General features: G+C 57.0%; 24 protein-coding genes and 1 riboswitch. Of the genes, 14 read left to right on the top strand and 10 right to left on the bottom strand.

What is annotated here, in order from left to right:
* Positions 1 to 11: 11 nt before the first annotated feature.
* From FGQ86_RS04630 to FGQ86_RS04600, 7 genes are all read left to right on the top strand, one after another.
* On the top strand, positions 12 to 557 hold the full coding sequence (locus FGQ86_RS04630; protein WP_138303089.1) for a bifunctional adenosylcobinamide kinase/adenosylcobinamide-phosphate guanylyltransferase: 546 nt from the start codon (positions 12 to 14) through the stop codon (positions 555 to 557).
* Entirely contained in the window at positions 554 to 1,312 is a 759-nt protein-coding gene (locus tag FGQ86_RS04625) for an adenosylcobinamide-GDP ribazoletransferase (RefSeq protein ID WP_033126343.1), read from the top strand. Before FGQ86_RS04630 ends, FGQ86_RS04625 begins: the two co-directional genes overlap by 4 nt.
* Before the next feature lie 5 nt (positions 1,313 to 1,317).
* Positions 1,318 to 1,923, top strand: a complete 606-nt coding sequence (locus tag FGQ86_RS04620) for a histidine phosphatase family protein (RefSeq protein WP_033126342.1) — start codon at positions 1,318 to 1,320, stop codon at positions 1,921 to 1,923.
* Positions 1,880 to 2,848: an adenosylcobinamide-phosphate synthase CbiB gene (cbiB, locus tag FGQ86_RS04615; protein ID WP_243127160.1), complete on the top strand. Its 969-nt coding sequence runs from the start codon at positions 1,880 to 1,882 to the stop codon at positions 2,846 to 2,848. Before FGQ86_RS04620 ends, cbiB begins: the two co-directional genes overlap by 44 nt.
* 18 nt (positions 2,849 to 2,866) lie before the next feature.
* The gene (locus FGQ86_RS04610) at positions 2,867 to 3,934 is read left to right on the top strand and encodes a threonine-phosphate decarboxylase (RefSeq protein ID WP_033126340.1); all 1,068 of its coding nucleotides are present in this window, start codon (positions 2,867 to 2,869) and stop codon (positions 3,932 to 3,934) included.
* A complete protein-coding gene (locus FGQ86_RS04605; RefSeq protein ID WP_033126339.1) occupies positions 3,922 to 5,424 on the top strand; it encodes a cobyric acid synthase in 1,503 nt (500 codons plus the stop codon). Before FGQ86_RS04610 ends, FGQ86_RS04605 begins: the two co-directional genes overlap by 13 nt.
* Positions 5,425 to 5,491: 67 nt before the next feature.
* Positions 5,492 to 6,130, top strand: a complete 639-nt coding sequence (locus FGQ86_RS04600; protein WP_033126338.1) for a precorrin-8X methylmutase — start codon at positions 5,492 to 5,494, stop codon at positions 6,128 to 6,130.
* On the opposite strand, the gene FGQ86_RS04595 is transcribed toward FGQ86_RS04600, so the two are convergent.
* The 10 genes from FGQ86_RS04595 to FGQ86_RS04550 form a co-directional block, all read right to left on the bottom strand.
* Positions 6,127 to 6,912: a sirohydrochlorin cobaltochelatase gene (locus tag FGQ86_RS04595; RefSeq protein ID WP_138303087.1), complete on the bottom strand. Its 786-nt coding sequence runs from the start codon at positions 6,910 to 6,912 to the stop codon at positions 6,127 to 6,129. The two genes, FGQ86_RS04600 and FGQ86_RS04595, sit on opposite strands and share 4 nt — an antisense overlap.
* 44 nt (positions 6,913 to 6,956) lie before the next feature.
* A complete protein-coding gene (locus FGQ86_RS04590) occupies positions 6,957 to 7,823 on the bottom strand; it encodes an ABC transporter ATP-binding protein (protein ID WP_138303086.1) in 867 nt (288 codons plus the stop codon).
* A 16-nt stretch (positions 7,824 to 7,839) separates the two neighbouring features.
* On the bottom strand, positions 7,840 to 8,640 hold the full coding sequence (gene cbiQ, locus FGQ86_RS04585; RefSeq protein WP_138303085.1) for a cobalt ECF transporter T component CbiQ: 801 nt from the start codon (positions 8,638 to 8,640) through the stop codon (positions 7,840 to 7,842).
* Positions 8,624 to 9,001 carry an energy-coupling factor ABC transporter substrate-binding protein gene (locus tag FGQ86_RS04580; protein WP_138303137.1) on the bottom strand — a complete coding sequence of 126 codons (378 nt, stop codon included), beginning with the start codon at positions 8,999 to 9,001 and terminating at the stop codon, positions 8,624 to 8,626. The genes cbiQ and FGQ86_RS04580 overlap by 17 nt, the downstream gene beginning before the upstream one ends.
* Positions 9,002 to 9,017: 16 nt before the next feature.
* Positions 9,018 to 9,767: an energy-coupling factor ABC transporter permease gene (locus FGQ86_RS04575; RefSeq protein WP_138303136.1), complete on the bottom strand. Its 750-nt coding sequence runs from the start codon at positions 9,765 to 9,767 to the stop codon at positions 9,018 to 9,020.
* 160 nt (positions 9,768 to 9,927) lie between these two features.
* Positions 9,928 to 10,142, bottom strand: a riboswitch (cobalamin riboswitch).
* A 329-nt stretch (positions 10,143 to 10,471) separates the two neighbouring features.
* Complete coding sequence (locus tag FGQ86_RS04570) at positions 10,472 to 11,233, bottom strand: PHP domain-containing protein (protein ID WP_207742256.1); 762 nt, start codon at positions 11,231 to 11,233, stop codon at positions 10,472 to 10,474.
* A gap of 2 nt (positions 11,234 to 11,235) precedes the next feature.
* Positions 11,236 to 11,565 (bottom strand): hypothetical protein, encoded by a 330-nt coding sequence (locus FGQ86_RS04565; protein ID WP_138303083.1) that lies wholly within the window; start codon positions 11,563 to 11,565, stop codon positions 11,236 to 11,238.
* Between the two features lie 3 nt (positions 11,566 to 11,568).
* Positions 11,569 to 12,942 (bottom strand): [Fe-Fe] hydrogenase large subunit C-terminal domain-containing protein, encoded by a 1,374-nt coding sequence (locus FGQ86_RS04560; protein WP_138303082.1) that lies wholly within the window; start codon positions 12,940 to 12,942, stop codon positions 11,569 to 11,571.
* Between the two features lie 30 nt (positions 12,943 to 12,972).
* Entirely contained in the window at positions 12,973 to 13,395 is a 423-nt protein-coding gene (locus FGQ86_RS04555; protein ID WP_033126332.1) for an ATP-binding protein, read from the bottom strand.
* Between the two features lie 36 nt (positions 13,396 to 13,431).
* The gene (locus tag FGQ86_RS04550; RefSeq protein ID WP_033126331.1) at positions 13,432 to 13,764 is read right to left on the bottom strand and encodes a DRTGG domain-containing protein; all 333 of its coding nucleotides are present in this window, start codon (positions 13,762 to 13,764) and stop codon (positions 13,432 to 13,434) included.
* 306 nt (positions 13,765 to 14,070) lie between these two features.
* Here FGQ86_RS04550 and FGQ86_RS04545 point away from each other — a divergent pair, with 306 nt between their 5' ends.
* The 7 genes from FGQ86_RS04545 (at position 14,071) to FGQ86_RS04515 (ending at position 21,311) form a co-directional block, all read left to right on the top strand.
* Entirely contained in the window at positions 14,071 to 14,565 is a 495-nt protein-coding gene (locus FGQ86_RS04545; protein WP_033126330.1) for an NAD(P)H-dependent oxidoreductase subunit E, read from the top strand.
* A 2-nt stretch (positions 14,566 to 14,567) separates the two neighbouring features.
* A complete protein-coding gene (locus FGQ86_RS04540; protein WP_033126329.1) occupies positions 14,568 to 15,125 on the top strand; it encodes an ATP-binding protein in 558 nt (185 codons plus the stop codon).
* A gap of 26 nt (positions 15,126 to 15,151) precedes the next feature.
* Complete coding sequence (locus FGQ86_RS04535) at positions 15,152 to 15,532, top strand: (2Fe-2S) ferredoxin domain-containing protein (protein WP_033126328.1); 381 nt, start codon at positions 15,152 to 15,154, stop codon at positions 15,530 to 15,532.
* Between the two features lie 15 nt (positions 15,533 to 15,547).
* Positions 15,548 to 17,335: an NADH-quinone oxidoreductase subunit NuoF gene (gene nuoF / locus FGQ86_RS04530; RefSeq protein ID WP_033126327.1), complete on the top strand. Its 1,788-nt coding sequence runs from the start codon at positions 15,548 to 15,550 to the stop codon at positions 17,333 to 17,335.
* Between the two features lie 15 nt (positions 17,336 to 17,350).
* The gene (locus FGQ86_RS04525; RefSeq protein WP_138303081.1) at positions 17,351 to 19,096 is read left to right on the top strand and encodes an NADH-dependent [FeFe] hydrogenase, group A6; all 1,746 of its coding nucleotides are present in this window, start codon (positions 17,351 to 17,353) and stop codon (positions 19,094 to 19,096) included.
* Positions 19,097 to 19,555: 459 nt separating this feature from the next.
* Positions 19,556 to 20,125: a VanZ family protein gene (locus FGQ86_RS04520; RefSeq protein WP_243127157.1), complete on the top strand. Its 570-nt coding sequence runs from the start codon at positions 19,556 to 19,558 to the stop codon at positions 20,123 to 20,125.
* A gap of 337 nt (positions 20,126 to 20,462) precedes the next feature.
* Positions 20,463 to 21,311, top strand: coding sequence for an AraC family transcriptional regulator (locus tag FGQ86_RS04515; protein ID WP_138303080.1), 849 nt, complete (start codon positions 20,463 to 20,465; stop codon positions 21,309 to 21,311).
* The last annotated feature ends 35 nt before the right edge of the window (positions 21,312 to 21,346 follow it).

The following is a 21,346-nucleotide window of genomic DNA, read 5'->3' as shown; positions in this document are numbered from 1 at the left end:
GGAGACGAGCGATGCTGTACATGATTTTTGGAGGCAGCGGCAGCGGCAAATCCGCCTACGCGGAGGATCTGGCTGTGAAGCTGTGCCCCGAAGAGAAGGTCTACCTGGCCACTCTGACAGACATTGACGAGGAGATGGAGCAGAGGATCCGGGACCACAGAAAGATGCGGGAGGGTAAAAATTTCCGCACAGTGGAGCAGGGACTGGCCCTGGAGACACTGGACCTGTCCGGGGAGCGGCTTGTACTTCTGGAGTGCATGACCAATCTGCTGGCCAACGAGCTGTATGACCCGAGGGCCAGGCATCCGGAGGCTCCGGCCGCCTACATCATGGAGGGGATCCGGCATCTGAAGGACCAGGCGGAGAACCTCATCGTCATTGCCCAGGACGCCTTCTCGGAGGTGCCCATGGATCCGGAGCTGCGCAGGTATGTAAAGGAGTCCGGCCGGGTGAACCAGCTGCTGGCAAAGGAGGCGGACGTAGTGGTGGAGGTGAAGTTCGGCCTGCCCCTGGTGCTCAAGGGCAGTGAGCTCTTAAGCGAGGTGGAGAGACGATGAGACAGGTCAACAGCTTTCTCGTTGCCTTCAGCATGTACTCCCGCATCCCGGTGCCCCAGCCGGACTGGGAGCGCTCCTCCATGGACTATGTCATGTGCTATTTTCCCTTTGTGGGGACCGTCCTGGGGGCGCTCGCCTGGCTCTGCTTTCAGGGGGGGCGCTTGCTGGGACTGTCCCCTCTCCTTCTGGGGGCTGTGCTGACGGCTCTGCCCCTGTGGATCTCAGGAGGCATCCACATGGACGGGTACATGGACACCCGGGACGCCCTGGCCTCCTGCGGGGATAAGGAGAAGAAGCTGGCCATTTTAAAGGACAGCCACACAGGTGCCTTTGCGGTCATGGGCTGCGGCCTCTACCTGCTCCTCTCCTTTGGCGCCTGGTGCGCTGTGAAGCCGGGGCAGGGACTCCTGTGCGTCTGCCTGGGCTACACGGTCAGCCGGACATTGAGCGGCCTGTCCGTGCTCTGTTTTCCAAAGGCGAAGAAGAGCGGCTCCTATGTGACCATGTTCGCAAAGAGAGCCAGCAAGGGGAGGGCAGTCCTCTTTCTCGCCCTTCTCCTCGTCCTGGAGGGGGTTCTCCTTCTGTGGCTTGGCGGCTGGAGAGGAGGGCTTTCGGCTGCAGCGGCGGCGGCCGTCTTTGGCTGGTACTATTACATGAGCAGAAAACAATTCGGAGGGATCACCGGAGACCTGGCGGGATATTTTGTGCAGCTTTGCGAGCTGGCCGTCCTGCTGGCCATGGCGGTGACAGGTTAGAGAAGATGGAAATCATACTGGTCCGTCACGGACAGACAGAAGGAAATAAAATACACAGATTTATCGGGGGCAGGACGGACGAGCCGGTGTCCCGGGAGGGGATGGAGGCGCTGAAAAAGAGGACATACCCCCAGCCGGAGCACATTTTTTCCAGTCCCATGCTGCGCTGCGTCCAGACGGCGCAGAGCATCTTTCGGGGACGCAGCCCGGAGGTGGTGGAGGGCTTCCGGGAGTGCGACTTTGGCATCCTGGAGGGGAAGACCCACGAGGAGCTTTTGGGGGATCCGGCCTACGACGCCTTCATCGGCACAGAAGGGGCGGACACTTTCCCCGGCGGGGAGAGTATCCCCGGCTTTAACGCCCGGTGCCTGGAAGCGCTGAGGGAAACGGTGGAGATAAGCCGGAAGAGAGGCTATGGCTCCATCGCCTGCTGCGTCCACGGGGGCGTCATCATGGCGGTTCTCTCCCAGGTCATAGAGGGCAGCAGCTACTATGGATGGAATGTGGAGAACGGAGAGGGATACATACTGGAGATTGACGAAAACAAATGGAAGGATGGACAGCTGGATGGTACAGTCACTGGCGGCATTGATCATCGGATCTATAGTTGATTTTATCCTGGGGGATCCAAGGGAGCTCTGGCACCCGGTGCAGGGCATAGGCTGGGTCATCAGCAGGCTGGAGAAAATCCTCCGGCGGCTCTTCCCGGCAGGCAGGAGGGGGGAGAGATGGGCGGGGGCCGTCCTTGTGGTCCTGACCCTTCTTGTCTCTGTGGGTGTGCCGGCCCTGCTCCTCTTCTTTTTGTCTCTTGTCCATCCCCTTCTCTCTTTCCTCCTCTCCTGCGTCTTCTGCTGGCAGCTGCTGGCGGCAAGATCTCTGAGGACAGAGAGCCTGAAGGTGGAGGAGGCTCTGGAGAAGGAGGGGCTGGAGGCCGGCCGGCGGGCCGTCTCCATGATCGTGGGGAGAGACACCCGGGACCTGACCGAGGAGGGGGTCATCAAGGCGGCTGTGGAGACGGTGGCGGAGAACACCTCCGACGGCGTCACGGCTCCCCTGTTTTACATGATCCTGGCAGGCCCCCTGGGGGGATTTGCCTACAAGGCGGTGAACACCATGGACTCCATGGTGGGCTATAACAATGAGAAATATCAGTATTTCGGCACCTGCGCCGCCAGGCTGGACGATGCGGCTAACTTTATCCCGGCCCGCCTGAGCGCTCTCTTTATGACCGCCGCCGCCTTCCTTGCCGGGTACGACGGGAAGAACGCGTGGCGGATATTGAAGCGGGACAGGAAGAAACACAAGAGCCCCAACGCGGCCCACACGGAGGCGGTCATGGCAGGGGCTCTGGATGTGCAGCTGGCGGGGGATGCCTGGTATTTTGGGAAGCTTGTCAGAAAGCCCTTTATCGGCGACGGGATACGGCCCATAGAGAGGCAGGATATCAGGCGGGCCTGCCGGCTGGAGTATGCCACCGCCCTTCTCCAGCTCCTTGTTCTGGGAGCTTTGAAGGCGGCGGTCATCTTTATACTGTAGAAGACTGAGGTGGATGGGATGGAAGACCACGGCGGAAATATTTACGACAAAGACATACGGATCGACTTCTCTGTAAATGTGAACCCCTTCGGCATGCCGGAGGCGGTCAAAGGGGCGGCCATCCGGGGGGTAGAGGAGTCCTTCCGCTACCCGGACCCAGAGCAGAGGAAGCTTAGGCAGGCCATCTCTGCCGCCTTTTGCATACCGGCAGAGCGGATCGTGGCCGGCAGCGGGGCGGCGGAGCTGATCTGGGGGATCACGGCGGCCCTGCAGCCGGGGAAGGCTCTCGTCTGCGCCCCCTCCTTCGGGGAGTACGAGGGAGCTCTTCTGGCACGGGGCTGCCAGGTGGAGCGGTTTTATCTGGGAGAAGAAAATGACTGGCTGGCGACCCGGGAGCTGGTCCGCAGGACCGGGGAGGAGCCGGGGCTTGAGATACTCTTTCTCTGCCATCCAAACAATCCCACCGGCAGGCTTGTCCCGGCAGAGATACTAGAGGATTTGGCCCGTGTCTGCCATGAGAGGAAGATCACCCTGGTGGTGGACGAGTGCTTTCTGGACCTGACCCGGGAGGGGGAGGCGGCCTCCGCCCTGGCCCTACAGAGAGACTGCCCGGAGCTCCTTGTGCTGCGGGCCTTCACGAAGATGTACGCCATGCCCGGGCTGCGGCTTGGATGGCTGGCCGCGGGCCGGGAGGAGACGGCGGAGAGGATCCGCCGGATGCTCCCCCCCTGGAATGTGTCCTGGCCGGCTCAGATGGCGGGCTGCGCGGCCCTGAAGGAACAGGAATTTGCCCGAAGGTCTGCCGCCCTCCTCCTGGAAGAGCGGGAGTGGCTGTCCTGTCAGCTCAGAAAGCTGGGATTTCGTGTCTGGCCCTCCGAAACTACCTTTCTCCTGTTTGAAGGACCAAAGGATCTGCAGGACGTCTGTCTTAAGGAGGGTATCTATATCCGGGACGGAGCCAGCTTCCCCGGCCTGTGGGCTGGAACCTGGCGGATCGGTGTGAGAACCAGACAGGAGAACCAGATCCTTCTGGAAGTACTTGGAAGAATCATGAAAGAGAGGAAAATGGACAGATGGCAAAAGTGATCATGATACAGGGAACCATGTCCGGGGCCGGCAAGAGCCTCCTCACAGCGGGACTGTGCCGGATCCTGAAGGAGGACGGGCTGCGTGTCGCCCCCTTCAAGTCCCAGAATATGGCCCTCAACTCTTACATCACGGCGGAGGGGCTGGAGATGGGGAGAGCCCAGGTGGTTCAGGCGGAGGCCGCCGGGGCGGAGCCCTCTGTCCTTATGAACCCTGTTCTTTTAAAGCCCACCACGGACACAGGCTCCCAGGTCATCGTCATGGGGAAGGTGCTGGGAAATATGAGCGCCAGGGAGTATTTCGCCTACAAAAAGGAGCTTGTCCCGGTAATACTGGAGGCCTACCGGAAGCTGGCAGACCAGTACGACGTCATTGTGGTTGAGGGGGCCGGCAGCCCGGCGGAGATCAACCTGAAGGAAAATGACATTGTGAATATGGGACTGGCCCGGATGCTGGAGGCTCCCGTGCTGCTGGCCGGTGACATCGACAGAGGGGGCGTCTTCGCCCAGCTCTACGGCACCGCCGCCCTCCTTGAGGAGGAGGAAAGAGCCCGCATCAGGGGGCTTGTCATCAATAAATTCCGGGGAGATAAGTCCATCCTGGATCCGGGCATTGCCATGCTGGAGGAGAAGATCCACATTCCGGTGGTGGGCGTGGTGCCCATGATGCAGGTGGACATTGAGGAGGAGGACAGCATTTCCGAGAGGCTGCAGGAAGACAGACAGGTGCAGGGGCTCCTGGACATTGCCGTCATCCGGTTGCCCCGTATATCCAACTACACGGATCTGGCTCCCCTGGAGAGCCGGACCTGCGCCAGCGTCCGCTACGTGTCCGGTGTGCGGCAGCTGAAGACGCCGGACCTTGTCATCCTGCCGGGCAGCAAGAATACCATGGAGGATCTGCGGTGGCTGCGGATGTCCGGGCTGGAGACCTCCATCCTGAAGCTGGCCCGGAGAGGGGTGCCTGTCTTTGGCATCTGCGGCGGCTACCAGATGATGGGGGAAGAGATCGCGGATCCCTACGGAGTGGAGGCGGGGGGAGCCATGCGGGGCATGGGACTTCTCCCGGTGCGGACCGTCTTTGGCCGATCCAAGGTGACTACGCGGGTGGAGGGCCAGACGGAGGAGCTGGAGGGCCCCTGGGTTGCCCTCTCCGGAAGAAGATACGAGGGATATGAGATTCACATGGGAGACACGGAGATTACCGCGGACCGGGAAGAGGTACGGATCCTGGCCAGGAAGGATGACCGGGCTCTGGGCATCTGCCGGGACAATGTGGCAGGAACCTACATCCATGGTATCTTTGACAGCCGGGAGATGGCCGGCGCTATCCTTGAGAAGCTGGCCGCCGCAAAGGGCGTCGCCCTGGAGGAAATAGAAGGAACAGATTTTAAGACCTACAAGGAGAGCCAGTACAGTCTGCTGGCAAGGGAGCTGCGTGCTTCCCTTGATATGGAGGCAGTGTACCGCATCATCGGGGAAGGCCTATAGAGAGTGTAAACGGTAAAGTGAAGGTACAGCAAAAGAGCAAACAGAAGGAAGGAGACAAAAAAGAGCTATGACAGAAAAACTGGAGCAGGTGTTGCCGGGAGACATTGAGAAAAGGAGCTTTGAGATCATCACGCAGGAGCTGGGAGACAGAACCTTTGATCCCCTGGAGGAGCCTGTCATCAAGAGGTGTATTCACACAAGCGCGGATTTTGATTATGCGGATAACCTTGTCTTCTCACCGGGAGCTGTGAGCGAGGCGCTGACAGCCCTTCGCTCGGGCGCCCTCATCGTCACGGACACCAACATGGGGAAGGCGGGGATCAACAAGAAAGCTCTTGCCTCCTTCGGCGGGGAGGCTCTCTGTTTCATGGCAGATCCCGACGTGGCGGAGTCTGCCAGGAGGGAGGGGACTACCCGGGCAGTGGCCAGCATGAAGAAGGCGGCGGCCCTCGCCAGGGAGACAGAGCGTCCCCTCATCCTGGCAGTGGGAAACGCCCCTACCGCCCTTGTGGAGATCTGCAGCCTTATGGATGATGGGGAGCTGTCCCCTGCCCTGGTGATCGGTGTGCCGGTGGGATTTGTCAATGTGGTGGCTGCCAAGGAGATGCTCCTTGAAAGAACCGTGCCCTCCATTGTGGCAAGAGGAAGAAAGGGCGGCAGCAATATTGCCGCCGCCATCTGCAACGCCCTTCTCTACATGGCTTAGGGCTGGAGAAGGGCCTGGCGTGCGTGGCGGATATAGAGATCACAGATGTCGTCGTACTCTCCCAGGCCTTTTAAGATACAGCAGGTCTCGTAGCCCCTGGCCTTAAAGAGGCTGTTCCAGGAGTCTTCATCCTCCCCTGCCAGATCATTGCACGCGTGATCCCCTGCCACCAGCATAAAGGGGGTTAAATACACCCGACGAATGTTCTTTTTTCCCAATTGCTCCAGCACGGCCCGGGCGTCCGGGTAGGCCTCTACCGTGCCCATGTACACATTTGGGTGCCCGGCCTGCTTGAAGGCGTAGTCCAGGGCGGCGTAGAGGGTGTTGGCATAGTGGGTGCTGCCGTGTCCCATAAAGACCAGGGCCTCCTGGTCTGACAGGGAGGGCAGCTCCTCCATCAGGGCCTCAATGACCGCAAACTGGTCCTCTGTGCTGGAGATGAGAGGAGCGCCGAAAGCAATCCTGTCAAACTGGTCCGCAAAGCGCCGCACGTCCTCCTTCATCTGGTCGTTCTCAATTCCGTTCATGATGTGGGTGGGCTGGACGAGGAGATCCCTGACCCCGTCATCCAGGGCTGCCTGAACCGCCTCCGCTACCCCGGGGATGAGGATCTGGTCCCGCTCCCGAAGCTTTCTGCGGATCATGCCGCTTGTGTAGGCGTGGTAGAATTTCCTGTCCGGAAAGGCCCCGGACAAAAGCCTCTCTATATGTTCGATATTCTTTTTTCTCGTCTCCGGATAGCTGGTGCCGAAGCTGACAACCAGAAGTCCTTTGTTTTCCATGCTTATTCTCCCTTTATTTATACTTTTATATAGATAGTGGGGTTTTAACCCTTTTGACTCTGGCATTTTATATAGTCAGTGAGCTGGTCAAAATTTCTCGGGGCAGGAAACTCTGAATTCAGCAGGCCCTCCGTCTGCAGGCTCTCAAAGACCTTTATGACAGCGGGCAGCTCAAAGCCGGCCAGCTCCAGCAGCTTTTGGTCGGTCAGGATGGAGACGGCATCTCCCTGGGCCAGCACCTGCCCCTCGCGGAAGAGAATGACCTCGTCGGCCCACTCCAGGGCAAAGTCTGCGTCGTGGGTGGCGATGACAACGGTCAGTGGGCCGGACGGAGAGCGGTCCCTTTCCAGATCCCGGATCATGTCCCGGATGATCCGGATATGGCCGGGATCCAGGGCGGCAAAGGGCTCGTCCAGGATGAGGAGCTCCGGGTACATGACAAGGATATCCGCCAGGGCCACCTGTTTTTTTTGCCCCCCGCTTAAGGCGTGGGCAGGGCGGTGGCGGAAGGGGGTGATGCCAAGCCTCCGGATGACCGCCTCCACCTCCTTTGCCGCCTCCTCCCTGGAAAGTCCCAGGTTGAGGGGGCCAAAGGAGATCTCCTGGTACACGCTGGCGCAGAAGAGCTGCGTGTCCGGGTTCTGGAACACGATGCCCACCTTCTCACGCAGAGAGAGAAGATCCCTTTTCCGGTAGGAGAGAGGCTGGCCGTCATAGTAAATCTGGCCCTCGTCCGGCCGCAGGATGCCGTTGCAGCAGAGGAAAAAGGTGGATTTTCCTGAGCCGTTGGCGCCCATGACTGCGGTGCGCCTGCCCCGCCGGATGGACAGGGACAGATCCTTTAGAGAGGGCTCCTCCCCGCTGCCGTAAGAGTATGATACATGTCTTGCTTCAAGAATACAATCGTTCATAGTCATCCTTTCTGTTCTATAGAAAAGCTCCCATCCCCGCGGCTCTGGACGCGAAAGACAGCAGGGCCAGCAGAAGAAGCGCTGTCTCAAATACCGCTATGGAGAGGATTTCCCTCGGCCTGGGCGGGCGCTGCTCCTCCAGCACCTGGATCTGTCCATCGTAGCATCGGGCCTCCATGGCATCGTAGAGGGAGCCCGCCTGCCTCATGGCCCGTATAAAGAGCATGGAGGCCAGCAGGCCCCGGGATTTAAGGACTGTCCGCAGGCTCCTGTTTCCCAGCCTGGCGTCCTGGGAGAGGAGCATGGCAGAGGCATTTTCCAGAAGCAGGAAAATGAATCGGTAGGTGAGCATCATGAGCTCAGTGAAAAGCCGGGGCAGACGGCATGCCTTCAGCACCCCCAGGATGTCTGTCATGGGGGTGTTGAAGGACAAAAAGAAGAGGGCGGACACGCTGGAGAGAGCTGTCAGGATCAGCTGCGCGGCCTGCAGCGCTCCGGCCCGGCTCCCGGTCAGATAGACAGAGCCCAGGGGCAGGGCAAAGGCGTCCAGAGGAGTCCGGGAGATATTGATCAGGATAGCCCCGGTGCCAAGGAGGAGAAAAGCCAGGGGCAGGGTCATGTATTTCAGCCAGCGCTTTATAGAAATTCCCCCTTTTTTTACAGTCAGGTACGTGGAGGCAAGAAGGAGGAGAAGGGCCGCCGGGATGGATCGGCTGACAATGCAGAGTATGACAGAAGCCAGGGAAAAGAAACACTTTTCCCCGGCGTTCACATACCGCAGCTTTGACATGTAGCAGAGCTTATCGATCTCCAGCATGGCCCTTTGTCACCTCTTTGTCCTTCCCCTTTATTTCTGATTTTTCCTCTTCATATTTTTTCATCCATTTTTTCCGTTCCACAAGGCGGCCCATGCAGAAGGCGATAATGCCCACGCCGATGCCGGTCTGGACGCAGAAGATGAGGCTCTCTACCTCCCCCGGCAGTTCGCCGCCCAGAAGGCTTTCCAGAACCGGAGTGAACCAGGGCTCGTAGGACTCACCTCTGACCTCCTCCACCATGACGCTGCCCGCGTCATCGGATCCGCCGAAGGCAGCCCCCTTTCTGGCGAAGAGGGGAATCACGGCGATGAGGACGGCGATGACAAGGAGGATCAGGACAGTTTTTGTGTTTTTGCTCATACGTCTCTTCTTCATCTTATCTGCCCTCCTTATAGTAGCCGATCAGCTTCAGCTCCGGCTGTGCGTAGGACTCAAGCGCGATGACGATGACCACTGTGAGTATTCCCTCGATGACAGCAAGAGGCACCTGAGTGGGAGCGAAGACGCCCAGAAATTTCAGGGCAGAGGCGGTCATCCCTCCCTGCTGGGACGGATAGGCCAGGGCAAGCTGCAGGCTGGTAACGCAGTAGGTGAAGAGGTCTCCCAGGGCGGCGGCCAGAAAGACAGACACTCTCCGGTTTACCTTCAGCCTCTTGAGAAGCGCATACAGTCCCCAGGAGAGAAAGGGCCCCGCGATGGCCATAGAGAAGGTGTTGGCTCCCAGAGTAGTCAGCCCTCCGTGGGCCAGCAAAATGGCCTGGAAGAGAAGAACGATGACGCCCAGAATGCTGACGCAGGAGGGGCCGAAGAGGATGGCGCCAAGACCCGTCCCCGTCATGTGGGAGCAGCTTCCGGTGACAGAGGGAATTTTCAGAGAGGAGATCACGAAGATAAAAGCCCCGGACATGGCCAGTAGTATGAGGGCCTTCCGGTTTTCACGCACGGTTCTTCTGATGGAGAAAAAGCCTGCCAGCACAAAGGGAAGGCATAGAACGCCCCAGGCGACGCAGAATCCCCCGGGCAGATAGCCCTCCATGATGTGCATGGCGTTGGCCTTCGGCGCTGCCGCAAGGGACAGGGCAAAGACGCCGGCGAGAGCCACCAGCAGCTTTTCGCGGTGTGTCATAGATGTGTTCCTCATTGTGTTGATCCTCCTTCATTTCATATCCATATCGGTATCAGATAAATGCCCCTGTCGGGATCACGACAGGGGCACCAAAATACAGAAGCAGACCTGGCGGCTCTGTCTTCCGTTTCCATACCTCTCATCATACTCCGTGACAGACGGCAGTTCCCTACAAGCAGGCAGGTCTTCTGACTCGGAGATCCGCACAGCCTTTGCCTTCCCATGTCCCTGAGTATGATGCACCCGGACACAGTGGACTATAAAGGCTGTTCCCTCCTTACAGCGGCGGGACCGTACAGGACTTACACCTGTTTCCCTATTATCCCTGCCTTCTCTTCTGTAGGACGGCAGGGCACCTGCGTGTATCTGATTTTCTTATCACAGGATAACACACTGGTATGGGCAAGTCAATCCCTACAATCCCCGGTTGCCGGCGGAGCAGATAGCAAAGGTGCTGAAGGAGAGTGTCAGCCTTGTGAAGGAGTGGATCGCGGAGGGCGCGGCTCCGGCAAAATAAAGCTCAAAGAAAGTGAAATTTGAAGATTGCAAACAGCGGATAGGGGAAGCTGCCTTCCCCTATCCGCTCATCGCGATACCTCGCTCATCTCTCGGCAGTGCCGTTCGATGACCGTTACCCGTCGGATGCCCGCTCGTGCAAGCACGGCGGTCGCCCTCCGGGCGTATCGCGCAAAAAGCAGAGGGAGCTATTCCTCTGCTTTTTCTATTTTGGGCAGAATGTCACCTTTGGAAGAAGCCGGGGGCGAGGACAGGAACTCCAGTATGTCCGGTATGCTGCGGGAAGCGCAGTGAATCTGCAGATCCGGCTCATGGATATCCCAGAGGTAGTGGGCGTCTGAGCTGGAGAGGATGCGGCAGCTTTCCAGGTAGGGATGAGCTCTCCTCAGCTGGTGCAGTTTTGTGAGATCCCGGATCTCTGCGCAGCGGAAGGCGCTCTCCGGGGGAATGAGACCCAGGTTGGACAGAAGGCTGGTGGAGGACTTGTCCAGGTGGGCCGGAAAGCAGATGCCGTGAAACTTGGCCACGAGAGCCTCCGTCCGGTAGAATGGAATGTCCGTGGCTCCCAGGAGAAGCTTTTCCAGAGTGCCTGTAACCTGGTCGCGCTCATCCATGATGAGCTGCTCTCCGAAAATGTCCGGCCGGTTGTTCACCGGGAGGAGGTGGCTGTACACATGGGCGTCGAAATCCATGGCAGCCTCAAGGGAGGGGAAGAGGCAGATTACATGAACCTCCTCAGCGGTGGTCAGCTCCATGCCGGGAATCAGGGTAATCCCCAGAGCCTCGGCGTGCTTCATGGCAGCAGGGCAGTTCCGGCAGGAATTGTGGTCGGTGAGGGCGATCACATCCAGCCCCTTTACGGCGGCCATACCGGCGATGTTGGCCGGCGTCATGTCCCCGTCGCCGCACGGAGAAAGACAGGAGTGGATGTGAAGGTCGTAGTAGAGCATGGTCACAGCAGGCTGTGCACCGTCAGAGCCGCTTCAAAGACAGGCAGCTCTGTGTAAAATACGGTGATCTCCTCTTTCTCGGCGCAGGCCAGATCCTCCGGTGTGAGGGCAGCTCCCTCTGCCAGGATCACACAGGACACATCCGCCAGGGAGGCCACTGCCAGGGTGTTCCGGTTTCCCATGACGGTGACCCAGGCACAGCCCTCGGGAGCCCTTCCCATGGCGACGCTGAGCAGGTCGCAGCAGAATACCTTTGTGACAGCCCTGTCGGCCTGGCCCCGGTTTTTCAGTTCAAAACAGTTTCTTTGGATCAGATCCTGCACAGCAGCCATTTGTTACACATCCTTTCTTCGCAGCTCCAGAGCCAGCTTACTGATGGAGTGCTGCAGATTTTGCAGATCCTCGGCGCTGATATGGCCGGAGGCCTCCAGCTCGGTGGTCATGTAGGACAGGTCCCCGGAGAGGCTCTGGATATACTCGATAAACTCATAGATACAGTCGTTTCTGGAAGCCTCGCCCCGGGCGATGTCCTCGGCCAGGGCCCGGCAGGTGGGCGCGCCGCAGGAGCCGCAGTCCAGGCCTGGGAGCTGCTCCGTCAGCTCTTCTACCATGCCCATCATCTCAAAGCTCTCGCGGAAATTATTTCCAAGGCGGAAGACAGGCTCGTACTCCACATATTCCTCCCACAGATAATCCACTTTGGGGCAGCTGTCCATGTGGGTGCCGGAGACGGGCAGATACCGGTGCAGCCGCTTGGTCTTGGCGGTGGCCACGTAGGGATTTTCTACGGTCAGAGGACCGCCCACGCAGCCTCCGTTGCAGGCGTTCAGCTCGACGAACAAAAGGCCGTGGAATTTCTCGTCCTCCAGATCGCTGAGCACCCGCAGCACGTTCATGATGCCATCGGCTGCCAGGTAATTGTCTGTGATAAGCCCGGCCGCCTCCCCTCCACTGTTGCTCCAGCCGATGCCGATGCGGCCGGAGGTGGAGAGGGGACGCAGCTTCGACTCGTCCTGGGTCATGTGGGAGAGAAGGATCGGGTACACATCCTTGATAGCCAGCACCTTGTCGATCTGACTCTTCTCAATGCCCAGAGGAGCCTTGGCGTAGGTTACCTTGGAGGGGCAGGGGGAGATGAAGAAGATTCCGATGTCCGATGCAGGAAGGCCGGTCTTCTCCATGGCCAGCTTTCTGGCAATCTGCGCCGCGATCTCCACCGGAGGCCGGATGGGAAGGAGGCGGGGGATCAGGGTGGGGAAGCGAACCCGGATGATGCGCACGATGGTGGGGCAGGCGCTGCTGATAAAGGGAGCCTCGTCCCTGTGCTCTTTTATGTAGGAGCGGGTCATCTCCGACACAAGCTCCGCCGCTGCACTCACCTCAAAGACATCGTCAAACCCCATGGATATGAGGGCGTTGAGGACAATGTCCACATTGGTCAGATTGTTGAACTGAGCGTAGAGAGAGGGAGCGGGCAGGGCCACGGTGTATCTGTAATTTCGCATCTCATCGAGGGAGTCCGACTCCGCGATCTTGGCGTGGTGGGGACAGTACCGGATGCAGCGGCCGCAGTCCACGCAGAACTGGGGCTTGATGGAAGCCTTCCCGCCATGGACCCGGATAGCCTGGGTGGGACAGTATTTGATGCAGTTGATGCAGCCTGTGCAGGCATCTTTATCCAGTTTGACAGAATGTATGAATTTATCCAAAAGATGTCCTCCTTTACAGGGCAGATCAGCCTACAGGTGTATATCCATAGTCACAGTGGTCCCTTTGCCCACCTCCGTGTCGATCTGCATAGAGTCTGAATATTTCTTCATGTTGGGAAGCCCCATGCCTGCGCCAAAGCCCAGGGACCGAACCTCCTCCGGGGCGGTGGAGTAGCCAAGCTGCATGGCCTTTTCCACATCCGGGATGCCAGGGCCTGTGTCCGCCAGTATGAGCCGGATATTGTCGTCAGTGACCATGACCTTGATGGCGCCGCCGCCTGCGTGGATGACCATGTTGATCTCCCCCTCGTACATGGCAATGGCAACTCTGCGGATGGCACCGCTGTCCACGCCCATCAGCTTGAGCTTGTTCTTCACACTGCTGCTGGCCTCTCCGGCGCGGGTGAAATCATCGCCGGGGACCTGATATTCAAATGTCAGACAGTCGCTCATGTTTCGCTTACCTCCTTGAAGACGGCGGGGCCGGCATTACAGCCCGCTGTTATACAGGATGCCGCAGGTTGTATACATTCCTTTCTCTGTGTGCAGGACGCACATCTCCTTTGCCCTTGCGAGATTCAGGATCTCACTGTCCAGGGGCTTTCCCCGGACGAAGACGATGCAGGACACATCCAGCATTTCGGCAGTGCGGATGACCTGTGGATTGCACAGACCGGTGAGAAGGACGCAGTGGGGATTGGCGAAGGCCAGTACATCGCTCATCATATCCGAGGCGAAGGCCTCTCCAACCTCATGATCCAGCATCTGCTCGCCAGACAGGATCTGCGCGTCCAGAAGGGCTTTGATTTCTCTGATCAGCATGGAAACCTCCTGTGAAAATACTGTAAAAAACAAAATGACATATAAAATGTGAAACAATATATATAAAGAGAGTATAACATCAGAAAATAGGCAAATCAAGGCAGATTGTATAAAATAGATAAAAATAAGGGGCCTGTATTGTGCATTTTTTAACATATACTGTGAAAAAATAGACGGTAATAAAGATATAATCACTAAAAAACAAACCATAAAATTGTAGATATTTAGAAAAGTCTGTGATAGAATGATTGAAGAGTGAAAGACAAAGTAATTTTCAGACAAAATTGAGAGCAAGGAGGTTCACAGATGGTTTCTACGAAGTCGACCGTTCCGTTCCGGGGAACGAAAGAGCAGGAAGAGGCGCTTCTTACCGTCATCCGCGGCATGAAGGATGAGAAGGGCGCTCTCATGCCCATTCTGCAGAAGGCGCAGGAGATATACGGCTATCTTCCCATAGAAGTGCAGAAGATCATTTCCGATGAGACGGGGATTTCCCTGGAGAAAATCTACGGAGTTGTGACATTTTATTCACAGTTCACCTTAAGCCCCAAGGGCAGGTATCAGATTTCTGTCTGTCTTGGCACGGCATGCTACGTGAAGGGCTCCGGAGACATTTACAACAAGCTGATGGAAAAGCTTGGGATCGTGGGCGGGGAGTGCACTCCCGACGGTAAATTTTCACTGGATGCGTGCCGCTGTATCGGTGCCTGCGGCCTGGCCCCTGTCATGACCATTAACGATGAGGTATACGGCAGGCTGAAGGTGGACGACATCGACGACATCCTGGCAAAATACGAATAGCCATGATGCCGGAGATCTCTCTTCACATCCTGGACGTGGCGGAGAATTCCGTCCGCGCAGGTGCGTCTCTTGTAAAGATTGAAGTGCTGGCTGACACAGCACGCAATACCCTTTCCATCACGATAGCGGACAACGGCTGCGGCATGTCCGGGGAGCAGCTGGCTAAGGTGTCAGACCCTTTTTTTACCACCAGGAGCACCCGGAAGGTGGGTCTGGGCATCCCTTTTTTCAAGCAAGCGGCTGAGGGGACAGGGGGCAGCTTTTCCATCCGGTCCAAGGAGGGAGCAGGGACGGTGACGGAGGCCGTGTTTGTCCTTGACAGCATCGACAGGATGCCCCTCGGGGACATGACAGCCACTATACATACACTTGTCACCTGCCATGAGGAGATGGATTTTTACTACAGATACGCCCGGGACGGACGTGAGTTCACACTGGATACCCGGGAGATGAAGGAAATACTTGGAAATGTGCCGCTAAGCTCACCGGAGGTGTCCGGGTTCCTGAAGGAATACCTGGATGAGAACTGGAGGGAAGTGGACGGCGGCAGTGCGTTATAGAGAACAAGAAAGATTGGAGGAAGGATATGAAATCTCTTGAAGAATTACGTGCCATAAGAGAGAAGATGCAGGGGAAAGTAGGCTTCCGCTCCGAGGACGCTACCCAGACAAGGGTGGTGGTGGGAATGGCCACCTGCGGCATCGCAAGCGGCGCCCGCCCTGTGCTCACAGCCCTGGCAGACGCCGTGCAGGAGGAGGGCCTGAACAATATCAACGTGACCCAGACAGGCTGCATCGGCCTGTGCCAGTATGAGCCCATTGTAGAGGTCATGGAGCCGGGCAGGGAGAAGGTAACTTACGTGAAAATGACACCCGAGAAGGCGATGGAGGTGTTCCGCCTGCATCTGAAAGGCGGCCAGGTGGTGACCAAGTACACCCTCGCCGCAGAGCAGCTCGGAAAAGAGTAGAAGGAGGTTACGGCTATGTATCGTTCACATGTACTGGTCTGTGGAGGAACCGGATGTACCTCCTCGGGCAGCCAGAGGATCAGAGACAGACTGGAAGAAGAGATCAGAAAGCAGGGACTGGAAAACGAAGTCGGCGTGGTGAAGACGGGCTGCTTCGGCCTGTGCGCCTTAGGCCCCATCATGATCGTGTACCCGGAAGGGTCCTTCTATTCCATGGTAAAGGAAGAGGATATCCCGGAGATCGTGTCCGAGCACCTCTTGAAGGGAAGAGTGGTCAAGCGTCTTCTCTACGATGAGACAGTAAAGGGCACGGAAGTCCTTCCTCTCCAGGAGACAAAATTTTACAAAAAGCAGCACCGTATTGCCCTGCGCAACTGCGGTGTCATCAATCCGGAAAATATTGAGGAGTACATAGGCACCGGCGGATACGAGGCTCTGGGGAAGGTGCTCACGGAAATGCAGCCCCAGGATGTGATCCAGATTCTTCTGGACAGCGGCCTGCGGGGCCGCGGAGGAGCCGGCTTCCCCACGGGACTGAAGTGGAAATTTGCCGCTGCCAACGAGGCGGATCAGAAATACGTCTGTTGTAACGCCGACGAGGGAGACCCGGGAGCATTTATGGACCGCTCCGTGCTGGAGGGAGATCCCCACGTAGTGCTGGAGGCCATGGCCATTGCGGGCTACGCCATTGGCGCCTCACAGGGCTATATCTATGTCCGGGCAGAGTACCCCATCGCAGTAGAGAGACTGAACATTGCCATCGGCCAGGCAAGAGAGTACGGCCTTCTCGGAACAGACATTTTCGGGACAGGATTTGATTTTGACATTGAGCTGCGCCTGGGTGCAGGAGCCTTTGTGTGCGGCGAGGAGACGGCCCTCATGACCTCTATTGAAGGAAACAGAGGAGAGCCCCGTCCCCGTCCGCCATTCCCGGCGCTGAAGGGCCTGTTCCAGAAACCGACTATACTGAATAATGTAGAAACCTACGCAAATATTCCCCAGATTATCCTCAACGGACCAGAGTGGTTCGCCTCCATGGGAACCGAGAAGTCCAAGGGGACAAAGGTCTTTGCCCTGGGCGGAAAGGTGAACAACACAGGACTGGTGGAAATCCCCATGGGCACCACTCTGCGGGAGATCGTGGAAGAGATCGGCGGAGGCATCCCAAAGGGCAAGAAATTCAAGGCGGCCCAGACCGGCGGCCCTTCCGGCGGATGTATCCCGGCAGAGCACTTTGACGTGCCCATTGACTACGACAACCTTATCGCCATCGGCTCCATGATGGGCTCCGGCGGTCTCATCGTCATGGACGAGGACACCTGTATGGTGGACATCGCCAAATTTTTCCTGGAGTTTACGGTGGATGAGTCCTGCGGAAAATGTACCCCCTGCCGTGTGGGTACAAGGCGCATGCTGGAGATACTGGAGAAGATCACAAAGGGACAGGGAACCATGGAGGACCTGGACCGTCTGGAGGAGCTGGCAGAGCACCTGAAATCCAATTCCCTGTGCGCCCTGGGGCAGACAGCCCCCAACCCGGTTCTGTCTACTCTGCGGTACTTCCGGGACGAGTACATTGCCCACATTGTGGATAAGAAATGTCCGGCGGGCGTGTGCAAGGATCTCCTGCAGTACCGGATCGACGCGGACAAGTGCCGGGGCTGTACGCTCTGTGCCCGCACCTGCCCCAATGACGCGATCGTGGGCAAGGTGAGAGAGCCTCACGTGATCAACCAGGAGAAGTGTGTAAAATGCGGCGCCTGCATGGAGAAATGCCGCTTTGGCGCAATCTACAAAGAATAATGGAGGATGGAGAATATGGAGAACATCAACTTAAAGATAAACGGTTTAGAAGTATCCGCTCCGGCTGGTTCCACCATTCTCGAAGCGGCGCACCTGGCGGGCATCCGGATCCCGACCCTGTGTTATTTAAAAGAGATTAACGAGATCGGCGCATGCCGTATGTGCGTGGTGGAGGTCAAGGGGGCTAAGAACCTGGTGGCGGCCTGTGTCTATCCCATCAATGAAGGGATGGAGGTGTGGACCAACACCCCCAGACTCATCAAGTCGAGAAGGCGGACGCTTCAGCTTCTGCTGTCCAACCACGACAAGAAATGCCTCTCCTGCGTGCGCAGCGGTAAATGTGAGCTACAGCAGCTCTGCCAGGAGTACGGCGTGGACGATGAAGACTATTTCCAGGGAGAGTCCAACCACTATGAGCTGGACACCTCCGCGGCCCACATGATCCGGGACAACAACAAGTGTATCCTCTGCCGCCGTTGCGTGGCAGTGTGTGAGAAGACCCAGGGCATCGGAGTCATCGGGCCCAACAACAGGGGCTTTGCCACCTTTATCGGCTCACCCTTTGGCATGGGGCTTGGCCAGACCAGCTGCGTCTCCTGCGGACAGTGCATCGCCGTCTGTCCCACAGGCGCTCTCTATGAGAAGGACTACACCGACCAGATCCTGGAGGCCATCGCGGATCCCGACAAATACGTGGTGGTGCAGACCGCACCCTCTGTCCGGGCCGGCCTTGGCGAGGAGTTCGGCTACCCCATGGGAACCGATGTGGAGGGAAAGATGGTGGCAGCTCTGCGCCGTATCGGATTTGACAAGGTGTTCGATACAGACTGGGCGGCAGACCTGACCATCATGGAGGAGGCCACAGAGCTCCTTGATAGGATACAGAACGGCGGAGTGCTGCCTCTCATCACATCCTGCTCACCGGGCTGGATCAAGTATTGCGAGCACTATTTCCCGGACATGACTGAGAACCTGTCAAGCTGCAAGTCGCCGCAGCAGATGTTTGGGGCCATGCTGAAGACCTATTTTGCCGAGAAGGAGGGCATCGACCCGAAGAAGATCGTGTCCGTCAGCGTTATGCCCTGCACGGCCAAAAAATTCGAGATCGGGCGGGATGACCAGAACGCGGCCGGCGTGCCGGATGTGGACATCGCTATCACCACCCGTGAGCTGGCAAGGCTGATCCGCCGGTGCGGCATATCCTTCACAGCTCTTCCGGACGAGAAATTCGACGATCCCATGGGAGAGTCCACCGGAGCCGGCGTCATCTTCGGAGCCACTGGCGGCGTTATGGAGGCGGCTCTCCGGACAGCGGTGGAGACTCTCACAGGCGAGGAGCTGGCCAAGCTGGAGTTTGCCGATGTGCGTGGAACTAAAGGGATCAAGGAGGCCTCCTACAATGTGGCCGGCATGGACATTAAGGTGGCAGTGGCCTCCGGCCTTGCCAACGCAAGAACCCTTTTAAATAGAGTGAAATCCGGAGAGGCACAGTACCACTTCATCGAGATTATGGGCTGTCCCGGCGGCTGCGTTAATGGCGGCGGACAGCCTCAGGTATCGGGTGAGGTGCGGAATTTCACAGACGTGCGGGCCATCCGCGCCGGCGTCCTGTACCGCAATGATGAGGCCAAGGCCATCCGCAAGTCCCACGAGAACCCGGCTATCAGGAAGCTTTATGAGGAGTATCTGGGCGAGCCCGGCAGCCACAAGGCTCACGAGTATCTGCACACTACCTATGTGAAGCGGACCATCAACGGATAAGACGATAGGACATACAAGAGACACCTCCTAATGTGATATATAAAGAAGCGGGAAGGAAGCCGGTGTGGCTTTCTTCCCGCTTCGAGTGTTATTGCTGCAGGGCTGTACAGAAGGGGGCAAAATTTCCACCTAAAACTTATGGAAACTTCTTTGGGCATGTGATATGATAGTTGCAAAGCATTATATTTCTGGCAGCTTTTTTCTTTTGCGGCGTCTGTCGTGTCTGTAAGTCTGATAAGAAGATCTAAAAGAAATCACGATGCTTCTTATTCCTAATTGACGAAGCAGAGAGGTTTCCTGAAAGCTATGCTTTGAAGCTTATGTTTTCGTCTTTACAGGCTGCCTCCTGCGATACTTGAAAAAGGGGTACCTATAAGTGGAAAAATGTATAAGATAAGACAATCCGGAAGAGGAGTCGTTTTGATTTAAGAGAAAACTAGAGAAAGAGGAGACGGATATATGGATTTATATCAGATCCTGTCTACCCACAGCCGGCCCTGGTCGGAGAGAGAAATCATGTTCTTTGGGATTTTGCTCGTTGCGGGGGCGGCCTTTTTGCTGGCGGCGGCAGGAAGTCACAGGATCAGAAAAAGCCAGGCGGCCGGGATGATGGCCATGCTGGTTTATATAGTGGTTGTGCTGGGATCAACTGTATTCACCAGGGAAGTGAGTGAACGGCAGTGTGAACTGATCCCTCTCTGGTCCTGGAGAGCTGTGCTGTCTGAGCATGACTGGGCGCTGCTGCAGGAGATCATGCTGAACTGCGTTATGCTGGCACCGGCAGGATTGCTTTTGCCATTTGCGGCGGGGAAAAAAGTGCGGCTTCGGGCGGGGATCCTGCTGGGAATCCTGCTGTCCGGTGTGATTGAGGTGAGTCAGTTTCTATTTATGAGGGGACTTTTTGAGTGGGATGACATGTTCCATAATACTCTGGGATGTGTGCTTGGCTGTGCGGTCTCCAACGCTCTGCTGGCCTTCAGGGAAAGCCGGAGGGCCGGTGATCCTTCGGAAGGGGGAGCAAAAGAATAGGAAAGAGTAGAAATCAGCATTAGCCCTTCACAAAAGACAGGATTATAAAAAAGCAGGCAGCTGTTCAAGACCGGACACCGGGAACGGTGAGGGTCAGTGACAGCTGCCTGCTTTTTTGTTCTGCTTTTGTTTCATTGCTGCTTTTCTGCCATTTTTTAGAAGAGATCTCTTGTGTAGATCTGCATATATGTGTCAAAAGAGTCTCTTAAGAAATTGCTAAATCTTCTGATCATATCTGGCACCTCCTCTTTATTTTCAATTGCATTATAGTGTGGCAGGGGATATAATTCTTGTCAAAAGGGAAGATAAATCAGCCAAATCTTGCAGGAGGGGTTTGATGCATTTTTTCTACGAGCTAAAGGAAGATCAGATGGAGATCTATGAAAAGGAGTCTGTCCACTATCCGCCCCACATCCACAAGTCCATGGAATGTATCTATGTGACCAGCGGGACGCTGGAGCTGGGAGTGGGGGAGACGCTGTGCCATATGGAGCCGGGAGATTTCGGGGTTGTTTTTCCCAATGTGATCCACCACTACCAGGTGTTCAGCCGGGAGGAGTCCAGGGCCCTCTACTTTCTGGCGCCGCCTTCATTTGCGGGCTTTTTTTCGGAGCAGCTGCTGACCTGTCAGCCTCTCGGGCCGGTTGTCCCATCGGGGCATGTCCATAGGGATATCCCTTACGCCCTGGAGAGGCTGCGGGAGCTGGAGAATCCCCGGGATGCGCGTCTGGGAAAAATAAAAGACGAGGAGGAGCTTCCGGGAACTGTGCTGCGGCAGGCCTTCACGCAGGTGATTCTGGCCAGGGCGCTGCCTTTTCTGGAGCTGCGAAGGAGAGAAGAGCAGCCGGGACACGATATCGTGTACGATGCGGTGGTCTACATGGCAAAGCACTACGGGGATGAGGAGGTATCCCTCACAAAGATGGCCCAGGATCTGGGATACAGTCCCTTTGCCCTGTCCCGGGTCTTTTCCGGTACCTTTCACACAAATTTCAACCAGTATTTGAATGAACTGCGGCTGAACCAGGCGGTGGCGCTCCTGCAGAGCTCAGAGGATTCCATCACGGATGTTGCCATGAACGCGGGATTTACGAGTATGAGGACGTTTAACAGGGTGTTCCAGGAGCGGTTCCATACGACGCCGAGAGAATACCGGAAGAGACATGCTGCAGAGGTGGATATCTAAAGACAGATATGCTAATATGTTGGCAGGTATACATG

The organism is Clostridium sp. BSD2780061688st1 H5, from assembly GCF_005845155.1.
Lineage (GTDB): Bacteria > Bacillota > Clostridia > Lachnospirales > Lachnospiraceae > Claveliimonas > Claveliimonas intestinigallinarum.
The sequence above is the reverse complement of the archived record's forward strand: the minus strand, read 5'-3'. Positions and strand labels throughout refer to the sequence as shown.

Coding starts and splice junctions, on each gene's coding strand:
- FGQ86_RS04540 (WP_033126329.1), top strand. CDS start 14,568: ATGATGCCGGAGATCTCTCTTCACATCCTGGACGTGGCGGAGAATTCC.
- FGQ86_RS04520 (WP_243127157.1), top strand. CDS start 19,556: ATGGATTTATATCAGATCCTGTCTACCCACAGCCGGCCCTGGTCGGAG.
- nuoF (WP_033126327.1), top strand. CDS start 15,548: ATGTATCGTTCACATGTACTGGTCTGTGGAGGAACCGGATGTACCTCC.
- FGQ86_RS04600 (WP_033126338.1), top strand. CDS start 5,492: ATGACAGAAAAACTGGAGCAGGTGTTGCCGGGAGACATTGAGAAAAGG.
- FGQ86_RS04545 (WP_033126330.1), top strand. CDS start 14,071: ATGGTTTCTACGAAGTCGACCGTTCCGTTCCGGGGAACGAAAGAGCAG.
- FGQ86_RS04525 (WP_138303081.1), top strand. CDS start 17,351: ATGGAGAACATCAACTTAAAGATAAACGGTTTAGAAGTATCCGCTCCG.
- FGQ86_RS04605 (WP_033126339.1), top strand. CDS start 3,922: ATGGCAAAAGTGATCATGATACAGGGAACCATGTCCGGGGCCGGCAAG.
- FGQ86_RS04565 (WP_138303083.1), bottom strand. CDS start 11,565: ATGGCTGCTGTGCAGGATCTGATCCAAAGAAACTGTTTTGAACTGAAA.
- FGQ86_RS04595 (WP_138303087.1), bottom strand. CDS start 6,912: ATGGAAAACAAAGGACTTCTGGTTGTCAGCTTCGGCACCAGCTATCCG.
- FGQ86_RS04575 (WP_138303136.1), bottom strand. CDS start 9,767: ATGACACACCGCGAAAAGCTGCTGGTGGCTCTCGCCGGCGTCTTTGCC.
- FGQ86_RS04535 (WP_033126328.1), top strand. CDS start 15,152: ATGAAATCTCTTGAAGAATTACGTGCCATAAGAGAGAAGATGCAGGGG.
- FGQ86_RS04515 (WP_138303080.1), top strand. CDS start 20,463: ATGCATTTTTTCTACGAGCTAAAGGAAGATCAGATGGAGATCTATGAA.
- FGQ86_RS04620 (WP_033126342.1), top strand. CDS start 1,318: ATGGAAATCATACTGGTCCGTCACGGACAGACAGAAGGAAATAAAATA.
- FGQ86_RS04570 (WP_207742256.1), bottom strand. CDS start 11,233: ATGCTCTACTACGACCTTCACATCCACTCCTGTCTTTCTCCGTGCGGC.
- cbiQ (WP_138303085.1), bottom strand. CDS start 8,640: ATGCTGGAGATCGATAAGCTCTGCTACATGTCAAAGCTGCGGTATGTG.
- FGQ86_RS04555 (WP_033126332.1), bottom strand. CDS start 13,395: ATGAGCGACTGTCTGACATTTGAATATCAGGTCCCCGGCGATGATTTC.
- FGQ86_RS04630 (WP_138303089.1), top strand. CDS start 12: ATGCTGTACATGATTTTTGGAGGCAGCGGCAGCGGCAAATCCGCCTAC.
- FGQ86_RS04590 (WP_138303086.1), bottom strand. CDS start 7,823: ATGAACGATTGTATTCTTGAAGCAAGACATGTATCATACTCTTACGGC.
- FGQ86_RS04610 (WP_033126340.1), top strand. CDS start 2,867: ATGGAAGACCACGGCGGAAATATTTACGACAAAGACATACGGATCGAC.
- FGQ86_RS04625 (WP_033126343.1), top strand. CDS start 554: ATGAGACAGGTCAACAGCTTTCTCGTTGCCTTCAGCATGTACTCCCGC.
- FGQ86_RS04550 (WP_033126331.1), bottom strand. CDS start 13,764: ATGCTGATCAGAGAAATCAAAGCCCTTCTGGACGCGCAGATCCTGTCT.
- cbiB (WP_243127160.1), top strand. CDS start 1,880: ATGGTACAGTCACTGGCGGCATTGATCATCGGATCTATAGTTGATTTT.
- FGQ86_RS04580 (WP_138303137.1), bottom strand. CDS start 9,001: ATGAGCAAAAACACAAAAACTGTCCTGATCCTCCTTGTCATCGCCGTC.